Origin of the sequence: Ruegeria pomeroyi DSS-3 (assembly GCF_000011965.2) — a bacterium.
GTDB lineage: Bacteria > Pseudomonadota > Alphaproteobacteria > Rhodobacterales > Rhodobacteraceae > Ruegeria_B > Ruegeria_B pomeroyi.
The window spans coordinates 344,179-358,109 of record NC_003911.12 but is presented as its reverse complement, the minus strand read 5'-3'; the positions used below and the strand labels follow the sequence as shown (position 1 = coordinate 358,109).

The window sequence follows — 13,931 nt, the reverse complement described above, 5'->3', positions numbered from 1 at the left end:
AACCAATGACCGAACAATCGCCCAACTCCCAGTTTCATGCCTCGTCCTTCATGCAGGGGCACAATGCGGAATACCTCGAACAGCTCTATGCCCGATACGCCAACGATCCCGGCGCGGTTGATGCCGCATGGGCCGAGTTCTTCCGTGCCATGGGCGATGCCGAAACGGATGTGAAGAAAGAGGCCAATGGCCCCAGCTGGGCGCGCGCCGACTGGCCGCCGATGCCCGCCGACGACCTGACCGGCGCGCTGACCGGGCAATGGGCCGAGATCGACGCCAAGGCCGCTGGTGGCAAGATCAAGGAACAGGCCGCCAAGGCCGGAGTTCCGGTCAGCGATGACCAGATCAAGCGCGCGGTGCTGGATTCGATCCGGGCGCTGATGATCATCCGGGCCTATCGTATCCGGGGCCATCTGGTGGCCGATCTCGACCCGTTGGGCATGCGCGCCAACACGCTGCATCCCGAGCTGGACCCCAAGACCTACGGCTTTGCCGATTCCGACATGGACCGGCCGATCTTCATCGACAACGTGCTGGGGCTGACCCATGCCTCGATGCGCCAGATCCTCGACATCGTGAAACGCACCTATTGCGGCACCTTCGCGCTGCAATACATGCATATCTCGAACCCTGAAGAGGCCGCCTGGCTGAAAGAGCGGATCGAAGGCTATGGCAAGGAAATCTCGTTCACCCGCGAAGGGCGCAAGGCGATCCTGAACAAGATGGTCGAGGCCGAGGGTTTCGAAAAGTTCCTGCATGTCAAATACATGGGCACCAAGCGCTTTGGCCTTGACGGCGGCGAGGCACTGATCCCCGCGATGGAACAGATCATCAAGCGCGGCGGCGCGCTGGGGGTCCGCGAAATCGTCATCGGCATGCCGCACCGTGGCCGCCTGAACATCCTGGCCAACGTGATGGGCAAGCCCTATCGCGCCATCTTCAACGAATTCCAGGGCGGCAGCTTCAAGCCCGAGGATGTCGATGGATCGGGCGACGTGAAATACCACCTCGGCGCCTCTTCGGATCGCGAGTTCGACGGCAATACCGTTCACCTCAGCCTCACCGCCAACCCCTCGCACCTCGAGGCGGTGAACCCGGTGGTTCTGGGCAAGGCCCGCGCCAAGCAGGACCAGTTCGGCGACAAGGACCGCACCTCGGTCATGCCGGTGCTGCTGCATGGCGATGCCGCCTTTGCCGGTCAGGGCGTGGTGGCCGAATGCTTCCAGCTTTCGGGTATCCGCGGCCACCGTACCGGCGGCACCATGCATATCGTGGTGAACAACCAGATCGGCTTTACCACCGCGCCGCATTTCAGCCGCTCCAGCCCCTACCCGACCGATATTGCCCTGATGGTCGAGGCGCCGATCTTTCACGTCAACGGCGACGACCCCGAGGCGGTGGTGCACGCCGCCAAGGTGGCCACCGAGTTCCGCCAGAAATTCCGCAAGGACGTGGTGCTCGACATCTTCTGCTATCGCCGGTTTGGCCATAACGAGGGCGACGAGCCCATGTTCACCAACCCGATCATGTACAAGAAGATCAAGAGCCATAAGACCACGCTGGCGCTTTATACCGAGCGTCTGGTCCGCGACGGGCTGATCCCCGAGGGCGAGATCGAGGACATGAAGGCCGCCTTCCAGGCGCATCTGAACGAAGAGTTCGAGGCTGGCAAGGACTACAAGCCCAACAAGGCCGACTGGCTGGATGGCCGCTGGTCGCATCTGGACAAGAACAAAGAGGAATATGTTCGCGGCGAAACCGCGATCACGCCCGAAACCCTGGCCGCGGTCGGCAATGCCCTGACCCGGGCACCCGAAGGGTTCTCGCTGCATCGCACCGTCGAACGCCTGCTGGAAACCAAGAAGGCGATGTTTGACAGCGGCACAGGGATCGACTGGGCCACGGGTGAGGCGCTGGCCTATGGCTCGCTTCTGACCGAGGGCTATCCGGTCCGACTGGCCGGCCAGGACGCAACGCGCGGCACCTTCAGCCAGCGCCATTCCGGCCTGATCAGCCAGGACAGCGAGGAGCGGTACTATCCGCTCAACAACATCCGCAAGGGCCAGGCGCAGTACGAAGTCATCGACTCGATGCTCAGCGAATACGCGGTGCTGGGGTTCGAGTACGGCTATTCGCTGGCCGAACCCAACGCGCTGACCCTGTGGGAGGCCCAGTTCGGCGATTTCGCCAACGGCGCCCAGATCATGTTCGACCAGTTCATCAGCTCGGGCGAAAGCAAGTGGCTGCGGATGTCGGGCCTTGTCTGCCTGCTGCCGCACGGGTTCGAGGGTCAGGGCCCCGAGCACAGCTCGGCCCGTCTGGAACGGTTCCTGCAAATGTGCGGTCAGGACAACTGGATCGTGGCCAACTGCACCACGCCGGCCAACTATTTCCACATCCTGCGCCGTCAGCTGCACCGCACCTTCCGCAAGCCGCTGATCCTGGTCACCCCGAAATCGCTGTTGCGTCACAAGCTGGCGGTTTCGCGCACCGAGGAATTCACCACCGGATCGTCCTTCCACCGGGTGCTGTGGGACGATGCGCAATACGGCAACTCGGACACAAAACTGGTCGCCGATGACAAGATCAAGCGGGTCGTTCTGTGCTCGGGCAAGGTCTATTTCGACCTTCTCGAAGAGCGCGACGCGCGCGGCATCGACGATGTCTATCTGCTCAGGATCGAGCAGTACTACCCCTTCCCGGCCCATTCGCTCATCAACGAGCTGGAGCGGTTCAAGGGGGCCGAAATGGTCTGGTGCCAGGAAGAACCCAAGAACCAGGGCGCGTGGAGCTTCATCGAGCCCAATATCGAATGGGTGCTGACCCGCATCGGCGCCAAGCACACCCGCCCGACCTATGTCGGCCGTGCCACTTCGGCCTCGCCCGCGACCGGTCTGGCCAGCCAACACAAAGCCCAACAAGAGGCGCTCGTGAACGAAGCGCTGAGCATCGAAGGAAAATAAGCGATGACGATCGAAGTTCGTGTCCCCACGCTTGGCGAATCCGTGACCGAGGCCACCGTGGCCACCTGGTTCAAGAAACCCGGCGACGCCGTGGCCGTCGACGAGATGCTCTGTGAGCTGGAAACCGACAAGGTGACCGTCGAGGTCCCCGCCCCTGCCGCCGGTGTGATGGGTGATATTGTCGCCAAGGAAGGCGAAACGGTTGGCGTCAACGCGCTGCTGGCCACCATTACCGCCGGTGAAGGGGCCGCTGCGGCCCCCGCCGCACCTGCCGCAGCCGCACCCGCCGCCAGCTCGGGCGGTTCGGTCGATGTCATGGTGCCGACCTTGGGTGAATCGGTGACCGAGGCCACCGTCTCGACCTGGTTCAAGAAGGTCGGCGACAGTGTCGCGCAGGACGAGATGCTGTGCGAGCTGGAGACCGACAAGGTCTCGGTCGAAGTGCCCGCACCCGCGTCGGGCGTATTGACCGAAATCGTCGCCGCCGAAGGCGCCACCGTGAACGCATCTGCCAAGCTGGCGGTGATCTCGGGCAGCGCCTCGGGCGCCAGCCCTGCTCCGGCCGCCCCCGCCGCCGCGGTCACCCCCGCGGTCGCCACGGGCAAGGACATCGCCAACGCGCCCTCGGCGGAAAAGGCGATGGCCGAGGCCGGGATCACCCCCGCGCAGGTCACCGGAACCGGGCGCGATGGTCGCATCATGAAAGAGGATGTCACTGCCGCCGTGGCCGCCGCAGCAGCCGCGCCGGCCCCTGCCGCTGCCGCTCCGGCCCCTGCCGCCGCCCCCCGCGCGCCCGCCCTTGCGGAGGATGCCGCGCGCGAAGAGCGCGTCCGCATGACCCGCCTGCGCCAGACCATCGCCCGCCGCCTGAAGGATGCCCAGAACACCGCCGCGATCCTGACCACCTATAACGAGGTCGACATGACCGAGGTGATGGCGCTGCGCAACACCTACAAGGACGCGTTCGAGAAGAAGCACGGCGTGCGCATGGGCTTCATGTCCTTCTTCACCAAGGCCTGCTGCCACGCGCTGAAGGAGGTGCCCGAGGTCAACGCCGAGATCGACGGCCAGGACATCGTCTACAAGAACTACGTGCATATGGGCGTCGCCGCGGGTACGCCGCAGGGCCTGGTGGTGCCGGTGATCCGCGACGCCGACCAGATGTCCTTTGCCGAGATCGAAAAGGCGATCGCCGAAAAGGGCAAGCGCGCCCGTGACGGCAAGCTGTCCATGGCGGAAATGCAGGGCGGCACCTTCACGATCTCGAACGGCGGCGTCTATGGCTCGCTCATGTCCTCTCCGATCCTGAACCCCCCGCAGTCGGGCATCCTCGGCATGCACAAGATCCAGGACCGCCCGATGGTCATCAACGGCGAGATCAAGATCCGCCCGATGATGTACCTGGCGCTGTCCTACGATCACCGCATCGTCGACGGCAAGGGCGCGGTGACCTTCCTCGTGCGCGTGAAAGAGGCGCTGGAAGATCCCCGCCGCCTGCTGATGGATCTGTAAACCAAGGCAACTGGCCTCGCATCCGTCGGGATGCGGGGCCGCAACCACCCAATATCGGGCGGGGCCAGCAAGAACGGGTAGTACGAGTCAGATGATTGTCGGATTGCCAACCAGATTTGACGCGCGCCGGACCACGCACGGGCGGCACCTTGCCTTACATGCCGGATCAAAAGGACACTGACCCATGGCAACCCATGCCCTCTGGCAGGCCGATGTGGCCGATTTCGACGCCTGGCTCAAGGTGTTCCGCGAGGATCGCGCGATGCGCAAGGCGGCGGGCATCCGCGACCTGCATATCTGGCGCGACCCGGATCGCGCCGATCATGCGGTGGCGCTTTTCGAGATCACCAACCTCGCCTCTGCCCAGGCCTTTTTCGACAGCGAGGAACTGGCCATGCATCACGAACGCGGCGGCATCGCCCATATCACGGTGAAGCTGCTGACACCGGTCTGATCCGGCGGCAACACGATAATTCAGGCACCGGGCCGCAACAGCCCGTCCGGCGCACACGAAGGAGAGATAAAATGGCAACCTATGACGTCATCATCATCGGCGCAGGCCCCGGCGGCTATGTCTGCGCCATCCGCTGCGCCCAGCTGGGTTTGAAAACCGCCGTGGTCGAGGGCCGCGAAACCCTGGGCGGCACCTGCCTGAACGTGGGCTGCATCCCGTCCAAGGCGCTGCTGCACGCCTCGCATTCGCTGCACGAGGCGCAACACAACTTTGCCAAGATGGGACTCAAGGGCAAAAGCCCTTCGGTCGACTGGAAGCAGATGCTCGCCTACAAGGACGAGGTGATCGAGGGCAATACCAAGGGCATCGAATTCCTGTTCAAGAAGAACAAGATCGACTGGATCAAGGGCTGGGCCTCGATCCCTGCCGCGGGCAAGGTGCAGGTGGGCGACGACACCCACGAGGCGAAGAACATCATCATCGCCTCCGGCTCCGAACCGGCCTCGTTGCCGGGTGTCGAGGTGGACGAGAAGACCGTCGTGACCTCGACCGGCGCGCTGGAACTGGGCAAGATCCCGAAATCCCTGGTGGTGATCGGCGCCGGTGTCATCGGGCTGGAACTGGGCTCGGTCTATGCCCGCCTGGGTGCCGAGGTGACGGTGGTCGAGTTCCTCGACGTGATCACCCCCGGCATGGACGGCGAAGTGCAAAAGACCTTCCAGCGCATCCTGAAAAAGCAGGGCCTGACCTTCGTCATGGGTGCCGCGGTGCAAAAGACCGAAATCGCCAGGGGCAAGGCCAAGGTCACCTACAAGCTGCTGAAAAAGGACACCGAGCACGAGATCGAGGCAGATACCGTGCTGGTTGCCACCGGGCGCAAACCCTATACTGCGGGTCTGGGCCTCGACAAGCTGGGGATCGAGATGACCCAGCGCGGCCAGATCAAGGTGGGCAAGGACTGGCAGACCAACGTGCCCGGCATCTACGCCATCGGCGACGTGATCGAAGGCCCGATGCTCGCCCACAAGGCCGAGGACGAGGGGATGGCCGCCGCCGAACAGGTCGCGGGCAAGCATGGTCATGTCAACTATGGCGTCATTCCCGGCGTGATCTACACAACGCCCGAGGTCGCCAATGTCGGCGCCACCGAGGAAAGCCTCAAGGCCGAGGGCCGCGCCTACAAGGTCGGCAAGTTCATGTTCATGGGCAATGGCCGCGCCAAGGCCAATTTCGCTAGTGACGGCTTCGTCAAGATCCTCGCCGACAAGGAGACAGACCGCATCCTTGGCGCCCATATCATCGGCCCGGCAGCGGGCGAACTGATCCACGAGGTCTGCGTCGCCATGGAATTCGGCGCCTCGGCCGAGGATCTGGCGCTGACCTGCCACGCACACCCGACCTATTCCGAGGCTGTGCGCGAGGCGGCGCTGGCCTGCGGCGACGGCCCGATCCACTCGTAACACCGTCAAAGCCTCGGGGCGGCGGCACCGCCGCCCCGGCATAGGCGCCCTCAAGGCTTCAATTCGCTGGAAATACTCCGAGGGAGGCGCCGTCAGGCGACGGGGGCAGCGCCCCCTGCCGTGCCTCAACCCTGCGCGGTCTCATATCCTGCTTCGCGCATCAACCGGTCCGAGGCGCCCTCGATCTCGGTCTCCAGGCGCCGCATGAACGCATCACGCGGCACACCCGGCGGAATCGGTTCCAGGAACTCGACCACCGCGCGCCCCGGCTTTCGCAGCAGCCCGTCACGCGGCCAGAACAGCCCGACATTGGTCGCCACCGGAATGCAGCTGTATTGCAGCCCCTCATACAGAACCGCACTGCCCACCTTATAGGGTTTGGACACGCCCGGTGCGACCCGTGTGCCCTGCGGATAGATCACCAATTGGCCGGGCTCGGCAAATTCCTTGGCCACGTCCTTGACCATCCTGGCCACCGCCGCCCCGCGCTTGCCCCGGTTCACCGGGATGCAGCCCAGGCGCTTGGCATAGACCCCGATCACCGGCGTCCACAACAGCTCGCGTTTCATGATGAACTTGCCATGCGGTACCGCGTGAAAGATCAGCAGGATGTCAAAGAACGACTGGTGTTTGGCGGCGATCAGCACCTCACCCGTCGGCACCGGCCCACGTATCTCACCATGAATGCCGACCATCCAGCGCGCCATCCAGATGGTGCTGCGCGCATAAAGCTTGCAGGCCCTGAGCGCGCCCTTCTTCGAGACCAGCGCATAAGGGGTAAAGAGCAGCCCCAGGATGGCCATCCAGATATAGATGACGATGGTAAAGACGATGGAACGCACCCACTGCATCATCATGCAAGCTCCTTCAACCTGCGGCGAGCCGCATGCCAGGTGGCGGCAAAGGCCACCACCGCGCCCAAAACCGGGATCAGCAGCGGCAACAGCCATCCGATACCCCGGAACCCGAGCCCGGTCAGAAAACCGCCCTCGTCCGAGGCCTCGGGCAGCAGCATGACACCGCCCATGCCCAACAGCACCCCCACCGCCGCGCCGATCAGCGCGCGCAGGGTAAACCGGCGCACGAAGGCGCCCGCGATATAGCGGTCGCGCGCGCCGACCAGCCGCAGCACCTCGATCACCTGGGAATTGGCTGCCAATGCGGCATTTGCCGCCAGCGTGATCATCGCCGCGGTGGCACCGCCGATCAGCAGGATAGACACCAGCGCCAGACGCCGCAGCGAATTGGCCGCATCCACCAGCGGCTCGCGCCAGCGTCGGTGATCGTCAAGCACCGCGCCGGGCACCTCGGCTGCGAGCCGCAGCCGCAGTCCTTGGGCGTCATAGGCGGGGGTGCCTCCGACGATCTCGATCAGCTGCGGCACCGGCAAGGTGTCCAGCGGCAGGTCGGGGCCGAACCAGGGCGTCAGCAGCGCCGCCTGTTCCTCGCGGCTGAGCGCGCGGGCCTCGGCCACGCCCGGTGTCTGTATCAGGATGGCCAGCGCCGCCTGGGTCTGCGCCGCGACCTGATCGGCGGGCGCGTTGATCCGCAGCGTTGCCGCCTGCGCCAGTTCCGAGGCCCAGCGATCCGCCAGACGCCCCGAGGCCAGCGACAGCGCCAGCGCGAACACCGCCAAAAAGGCCATGGCACCGGAGACGAACAGAGTGAGTTGCGCGGTAAAGCCCGAGGGCGGCACCACCCGGTCGGCCTGCTTGTCGGCCATCAGCAATGCGCGGATCGTTCCCTTGCTCACAGATCCGCCCCCGCCAGTTGCAGCCGCTTGTTCGAGATCCGCAGAACCCGCGCCTGAACCTGGCTTTTGGCGGCGCGGATCAGGCTCAAATCATGAGTGGCGATCAGCACCGTCTTGCCCATCCGGTTCAGTTCGACCAGCAGCTGCAACAGGCGCTGCGACATCTCCCAATCGACATTGCCGGTGGGTTCATCCGCCACCACCACATCGGGCGACATGATCACCGCACGGGCCAGTGCCGCGCGCTGGCGCTCGCCGCCGGACAGTTCCGGTGGCAGAGCTTCGGCCCGTTTTGACAGTCCGACCCAGGCCATCAACTCGCGCAGGTTCTCGTGCTCGCCTGCCAGATCATGGCCCGAAACGGTCAGCGGCAACGCGATATTTTCGGTCAGCGGCAGATGGTCGAGAAAACGGCAATCCTGATGCACCACGCCGATGCGGCGGCGAAACAGCGCCATCTGATCCCGGTCCAGCCGCCGCATATCCTCGCCAAAGGCGCGCACCTGCCCCGAGGTCGCCAACAGCGCCCCGTAGCAGAGTTTCAGCAGCGTGGTCTTGCCGGACCCCGAGGGGCCGGTCAGGAAATGGAAAGACCCCGGCGACAGTTCGACCGAGATCTCGCCCAGCAATTCGCCGCCCCCATAGCTGTAGCCCACATTCTCAAGCTCGATCACATCGGCCCCCTGACGTTTCCGGCTCTTCTTGCCCGATGGGGCACGCGGTTTCAATGCCCGCCTGCCTCGCCTCTGAGTCCGTTAGGCGACACTCGCGGGTCCTTGCCGTAAAACGCTCTTCCCGCAATTGGCGCAAGCGCCTATGATTGGCGGAAAAATGAAGATCAGGCAGAAAAGAAACCGGGAGACAGAATGCGTCTGACATGTCCGAATTGCGACGCCCAATACGAGGTGCCGGACGAGGTTATCCCGCCCGAAGGCCGCGATGTGCAATGCTCGAACTGTGGCCATACCTGGTTTCAGCCCCCCGCCGGTGAGGCGCTCGACGCGGATGAAGGCGATGCCGAGGATGGTTTCGCGCCCGATGCGGCGCCCGCCCCCGAAGAAGACACCAGCGAAAGCCCGGACCAGAGCGATGAACAGGACGACTGGGACGAGGACGGCGAACTGCCTGACGACAAGGATGAGGACAGTTTCGACAACGACCCCGCGCCCACCGATCCCGTACAAGGGCGCGGCGTCGGCCCCGATGTCTCGGACATCCTGCGCGAAGAGGCCGCGCGCGAGGCAGAATTGCGCGCCCGCGAAGCCGAAGCTCTGGAAAGCCAGCCCGATCTGGGTCTGGACGCCTATCCTGGCGACGAACCCGGCCGCCGTGCCCGCGAAGCCCAGGACCGGATGGCCCGGATGCGCGGTCAGGAACCGGTGGCGCAAGAGACCGACAGCACCTCGCGCCGGGGCCTGTTGCCAGATATCGAGGAAATCAACTCTACCTTGCGCAATTCGGATGCGGCGGCGGCCGCACCCGCCATTCATGCCGGACCAGCCCGGCGGCGGCGGTCGGGCGGCTTCATGCGCGGCTTTGTGGTGATGCTGATCTTTGGCGCGGTTCTGTTCCTGCTTTACACGAACGCCCCACTGGTGGCGCGCACCCTGCCGCAGGCCGACCCGATGCTCAGCGCCTATGTGGCCCTTGTGGATCAGGCGCGGCTGTGGCTCGACGCCCAGATCGGCGCCCTGATCCCTCGATAGCCCGAGCGCCGGACCGGTCCTAGAACCGGTCGAGCAGGCGTTTGAGGTAATCGCGTTCGACCTTGGGCCGGTCGCTCTCTCCCGAGCGGCGGCGGATCTCATCCAGCAGATCGCGCGCCCGGCGATAGACATCGTCGCCCGGCACCAGCGACTCGTCGGTATCGACACCGCCCTGCGATCCGGGCGTCCGCCCCAGCGGGTCCTGGTTGCGGGCGCGCTGGTCGCCCTCCTGGCTGCCCTGTCCCGGCTGGCTTTGCTGCGCCAGCGCCTCGCCCAGCGAGCGCATGCCCTCGCGCATCGCCTCCATCGCCTCGGCCTGCCGGTCGATCGCCTCGGCCAGATCATTCTCGCGCAGCGCCTCTTCGGCGCCTTCCATCGCGCGCCCGGCCCGGTCCAGCGCCTCGCGCGCGGCGTCGCCCTCGGGCGTGCCCTGTCCGGGCAGGTTCTGTTCCTGCCGTCCCAGCTCGTTGCGCAGCGCCTGCTGCCGCTCGGCCAGAGACCCCTCACCCGTTTCTCCGGGCTCGCCCTGCTGGGCGCCGTCCTGTCCGGTGCCCGACTGGCGGCTGCCCTGGCCCTGACCCTCATGGCTCTGCCCGCGGCCCTCGCCCCCGTTGCGGCCCTCGTTCTGCTGGCTCTCGCCCGCCTGCGCGCCCGGGTTGAACTGTTCCTGAAGATCGCGAAAAGCCTGATCGCTGAGCCCCTGCTGGTTGCGCAGGGTCTCGGCCAGGCCTTCCATCGCGCGCTGCCCTTCGGACTGGCCGTTGTCGCCCTGGCCCTGGGTCACGCGCATGTTCTCCATCATCTGCTGGAACTCTTCCAGCGCCTGCTGCGCCTCGGCCATGCGGCCCTGTTCCATCAGTTCCTGGATGCGGTCCATCATCTTTTGCAGGTCGTCCTGCGTCATTTGCAGGCTTTCACCCTCCTGCGCCTGCCGCTCGCCATCCTGCTCGTTCTGCTGGTTCTGCGCCAGTTGGCGCAGATAGTCCTGCGTCGCCTCGCGCAGTTCCTGCATCAGCTCGGCGATCTCCTGGTCCGAGGCACCGTTCTTCATCGCCTCGCTCAGCCGTTCCTGCGCCCGGCGCATCCGTTCCAGCGCATCCGACAGGGTGCCGTCCTCAAGCATGATCGCCAGGTCCCAGAGCGCCTGGGCGATCTCTTCCTGTTGCGCCGGTTTCAGCCCAAAGCGCTGCAACGCCTCCATCCGGCGCAGAATGACCCGCAGCCGCAGATAAGCTGTTTGCGAGCGGAACACGTCATCGGGGCGGTGCGAGACAGCGCGCAATATCTGCGCCACGCGCGTGGCATTGTCGCGCGACCAAAGCAGGTCGCGGCGCTGTTCGATCACGGCTGCGGCCAGCGGGTCAAAGAAACGCCGCGCCGGCAATGCGGTGCCAAAGGGCAGCGTCTCGGCCTCCTGCCCGGCTGCGTCTTGCGCGATCAGGGTGATCGTCACCGGCAGATGCGCCCAAGGGTGCTGCGAGAAATCCTCGATCAGGTTTTCGGTGAATTCGCGCCGATCACCGGTGATCGGCAAGGGCAGATCGGCCACCACCGGATCGCGCGGGTCCGGATCGGTGCGCAGGCCATAGCGACGGTCGACCGCCTCCAGATCCAGAGCGATCACCGCCCGTCCGCCGGTGATGCCGTAATCATCCATCGCGGCAAAGGGCAGCACCATCTGTCCGCCCGCCCGGGTTTCGGCCGCGCCCGCAATCTCGACCTGCGGCGCGGTGTCCGAGAGCATCACCACTTGCCATCCCCGGCCACCGCGTCCTTCGATCTCGAAGGGACCGCTGCGGGTGACCTCGACCGTCTGTTCTGGATGGTCGGGCCGCTCCAGCGGCTTGCCCGAGACCTCCTCGGTCAGGCGCAGCTGTCCCACCTCGCCATAAAGCCGCAGCGTGATGCGGCTGCCCTGGGGCAGTTGCAGCACCTCGCCCGTCTGGTCGTTCAGATAAAGCGTCGGCAGACCGGTATAGCGTGGCGGCTCGATCCAGCCCTCCCAGCTGGGTCCGGTCGCCGCCTGCGCCGCACCCGGCGCCAGATCGACCACGCTGCCCACCCGCCAGACCGAGCCGAAGAGCAGCGCCGCCACGAAACACAGCGCAGCCATGAAGCGCAGCCCATAGGGGTCGCGTCTGGTCAGCACCAGATCGGGAGCCACCGGTTCGGCGTTTGCGACCCGCGCCGCCATGCGGGCCTGATGCGCCCGCCAGAGCGCGGCCGAAGCCGGATCCTGCGCGCCTATCGCCTGCTCGTCCATCAAGGTCTGGATCGGGCGCCCCGGCAAGGCCGCGTCAAGCCGCGCCAGCGCCTCGGCCCGGACCGGTCTGCGAAACCGCCGGAGACCCAGTACAAGCGTCACAACCAGCACCAGCGCAAATCCGGCCGCAAAGGCCCAGACCCATTCCACCGGCACGAGCTCGTGCAGGCCCAGCAGAATCGGTGCCAGTGCCAGCATCAGCACCGAGAGGAAGGGCCAGAACCCCCGCCACAACCGTTCGGCCCAAAGGCCTGCATGGGTCAGACCCAACGCAAAGCGCGGCAAGGGCAGGTTAGGCGGGCGGTTTCGGGTCACATCGGGCCTCCTGTCGGCCCGCGCGACGGGGTCACCGCGTCAGAGCCATGGGGGGATGGTATCGCGGTTTATCATTTCGTCAAAGCTCGGGCGTGGGCGAATAACCGCGAATTGATCCCCATGCACCAGAACCTCGGGGATCAGGGGGCGGGAATTGTACTCGCTCGACATCACCGCGCCATAGGCACCGGCACTGCGGAACGCCACCAGATCACCGGCGGCCAGCGGCGGCATCATCCGCGCCTTGGCAAAGGTATCGCCGGATTCGCAGACCGGCCCGACGATGTCATAGGGCTGTGGTTCAACCCCCGGTTCGGGTTCGACCACCGGCACGATGTCGTGATGGGCGTCATACATCGCCGGGCGGATCAGGTCGTTCATCGCCGCGTCGAGGATCAGGAAATCGCGCCCCTCGCCGGATTTGACATAGATGACCTTCGACACCATCAGCCCGGCATTGCCCGCGATCAGGCGGCCTGGCTCGATCTCGATCTCGCAGCCCAGATGGCCCAGCGTCCGCTTGATCAGCGCGCCGTACTCCATCGGCAGCGGTGGCGCCTCGTTCGAGCGGGTATAGGGAATGCCCAGGCCGCCCCCCAGGTCGAGCCTGCGGATATCGTGGCCCTCGGCACGCAGCCGTTCGGTCAGCTCTGCCACCTTGCGATAGGCGGTCTCGAACGGCGCCAGATCGGTCAGTTGCGAGCCGATGTGCACGTCGATCCCCACCACCTCCAGCCCCGGCAATGCCGCGGCCTGCGCATAAACCGCGCTGGCCCGGGCGATCGGAATGCCGAACTTGTTCTCGGATTTTCCGGTCGCGATCTTGGCATGGGTCTTGGCGTCCACGTCCGGGTTCACCCGGATGGTGATCGGCGCCACCTTGCCCAGTTCCAGAGCGATGGCGTTGATGACCTCCATCTCGGGCTCGGATTCGACGTTGAACTGGCGGATTCCACCTACGAGCGCGACCCGGATCTCCTCGGCGGTCTTGCCGACGCCGGAGAAAACGATTCGCACGCCCGGCACACCCGCCGCGCGCGCGCGCAGATATTCCCCGACCGAGACCACATCCATCCCTGCCCCCGCCTGCGCAAGGGTGCGCAAGATGGCCTGGTTGCTGGCCGCCTTCATCGCGTAGCAGATCAGATGGTCCGTTCCGTCCAGCGCCTCGTCAAACAGCTGGAAATGCCGCAGCAGCGTCGCGGTGGAATAGACATAGAACGGCGAACCCACCGTGGCCGCGATCTCGGCCAGGGGGACATCCTCGGCGCAGAGCGCACCGTCGCGATAAAGAAAATGATCCATGCAGCGCGCTTTGCCTGAAATCCGGTGGCGGATCAATTGCCGCCACGCAAGGCGGAGAAGTTTTTTGCGAGGCTCCGCCTCGCGCTCCGGAGTATTTTGAACCAGAAAGAAGCAGCAGCATCCTCACTTTGCCCGAAGGACTCCGGGGGAGGAGCGGCCTGCCGCGACGGAGGCAGCGCCCCCTCAGGTCACCGCGCGCC

10 protein-coding genes are annotated in these 13,931 nt (G+C 65.4%); 5 read left to right on the top strand and 5 right to left on the bottom strand.

The window, feature by feature from the left end:
• Positions 1-5: 5 nt before the first annotated feature.
• From SPO_RS01745 to lpdA, 4 genes are all read left to right on the top strand, one after another.
• Positions 6-2,963, top strand: a complete 2,958-nt coding sequence (locus SPO_RS01745; protein ID WP_011046105.1) for a 2-oxoglutarate dehydrogenase E1 component — start codon at positions 6-8, stop codon at positions 2,961-2,963.
• Between the two features lie 3 nt (positions 2,964-2,966).
• Positions 2,967-4,475 carry a 2-oxoglutarate dehydrogenase complex dihydrolipoyllysine-residue succinyltransferase gene (gene odhB, locus SPO_RS01740; protein WP_030003161.1) on the top strand — a complete coding sequence of 503 codons (1,509 nt, stop codon included), beginning with the start codon at positions 2,967-2,969 and terminating at the stop codon, positions 4,473-4,475.
• A gap of 184 nt (positions 4,476-4,659) precedes the next feature.
• The gene (locus SPO_RS01735) at positions 4,660-4,929 is read left to right on the top strand and encodes a hypothetical protein (RefSeq protein ID WP_011046103.1); all 270 of its coding nucleotides are present in this window, start codon (positions 4,660-4,662) and stop codon (positions 4,927-4,929) included.
• 71 nt (positions 4,930-5,000) lie between these two features.
• Positions 5,001-6,389 (top strand): dihydrolipoyl dehydrogenase, encoded by a 1,389-nt coding sequence (gene lpdA, locus SPO_RS01730; protein WP_011046101.1) that lies wholly within the window; start codon positions 5,001-5,003, stop codon positions 6,387-6,389.
• Positions 6,390-6,514: 125 nt separating this feature from the next.
• On the opposite strand, the gene SPO_RS01725 is transcribed toward lpdA, so the two are convergent.
• Genes SPO_RS01725 through SPO_RS01715 form a run of 3 tightly spaced genes read right to left on the bottom strand, consistent with a single transcriptional unit; the run spans position 6,515 to position 8,816 of the window.
• Entirely contained in the window at positions 6,515-7,246 is a 732-nt protein-coding gene (locus SPO_RS01725; protein ID WP_011046100.1) for a lysophospholipid acyltransferase family protein, read from the bottom strand.
• Positions 7,243-8,142 carry a cell division protein FtsX gene (locus SPO_RS01720; RefSeq protein ID WP_011046099.1) on the bottom strand — a complete coding sequence of 300 codons (900 nt, stop codon included), beginning with the start codon at positions 8,140-8,142 and terminating at the stop codon, positions 7,243-7,245. The genes SPO_RS01725 and SPO_RS01720 overlap by 4 nt, the downstream gene beginning before the upstream one ends.
• Positions 8,139-8,816: a cell division ATP-binding protein FtsE gene (locus tag SPO_RS01715; protein WP_044027806.1), complete on the bottom strand. Its 678-nt coding sequence runs from the start codon at positions 8,814-8,816 to the stop codon at positions 8,139-8,141. The genes SPO_RS01720 and SPO_RS01715 overlap by 4 nt, the downstream gene beginning before the upstream one ends.
• A 192-nt stretch (positions 8,817-9,008) precedes the next feature.
• Here SPO_RS01715 and SPO_RS01710 point away from each other — a divergent pair, with 192 nt between their 5' ends.
• On the top strand, positions 9,009-9,848 hold the full coding sequence (locus SPO_RS01710; protein WP_011046097.1) for a zinc-ribbon domain-containing protein: 840 nt from the start codon (positions 9,009-9,011) through the stop codon (positions 9,846-9,848).
• A 19-nt stretch (positions 9,849-9,867) separates the two neighbouring features.
• Here SPO_RS01710 and SPO_RS01705 read toward each other — a convergent pair whose 3' ends face one another.
• Together SPO_RS01705 and lysA are read right to left on the bottom strand one after the other, a co-directional pair.
• Positions 9,868-12,426 carry a TIGR02302 family protein gene (locus tag SPO_RS01705; RefSeq protein WP_011046096.1) on the bottom strand — a complete coding sequence of 853 codons (2,559 nt, stop codon included), beginning with the start codon at positions 12,424-12,426 and terminating at the stop codon, positions 9,868-9,870.
• 39 nt (positions 12,427-12,465) lie between these two features.
• Positions 12,466-13,731 (bottom strand): diaminopimelate decarboxylase, encoded by a 1,266-nt coding sequence (lysA, locus tag SPO_RS01700; protein ID WP_011046095.1) that lies wholly within the window; start codon positions 13,729-13,731, stop codon positions 12,466-12,468.
• Positions 13,732-13,931: the final 200 nt, after the last annotated feature.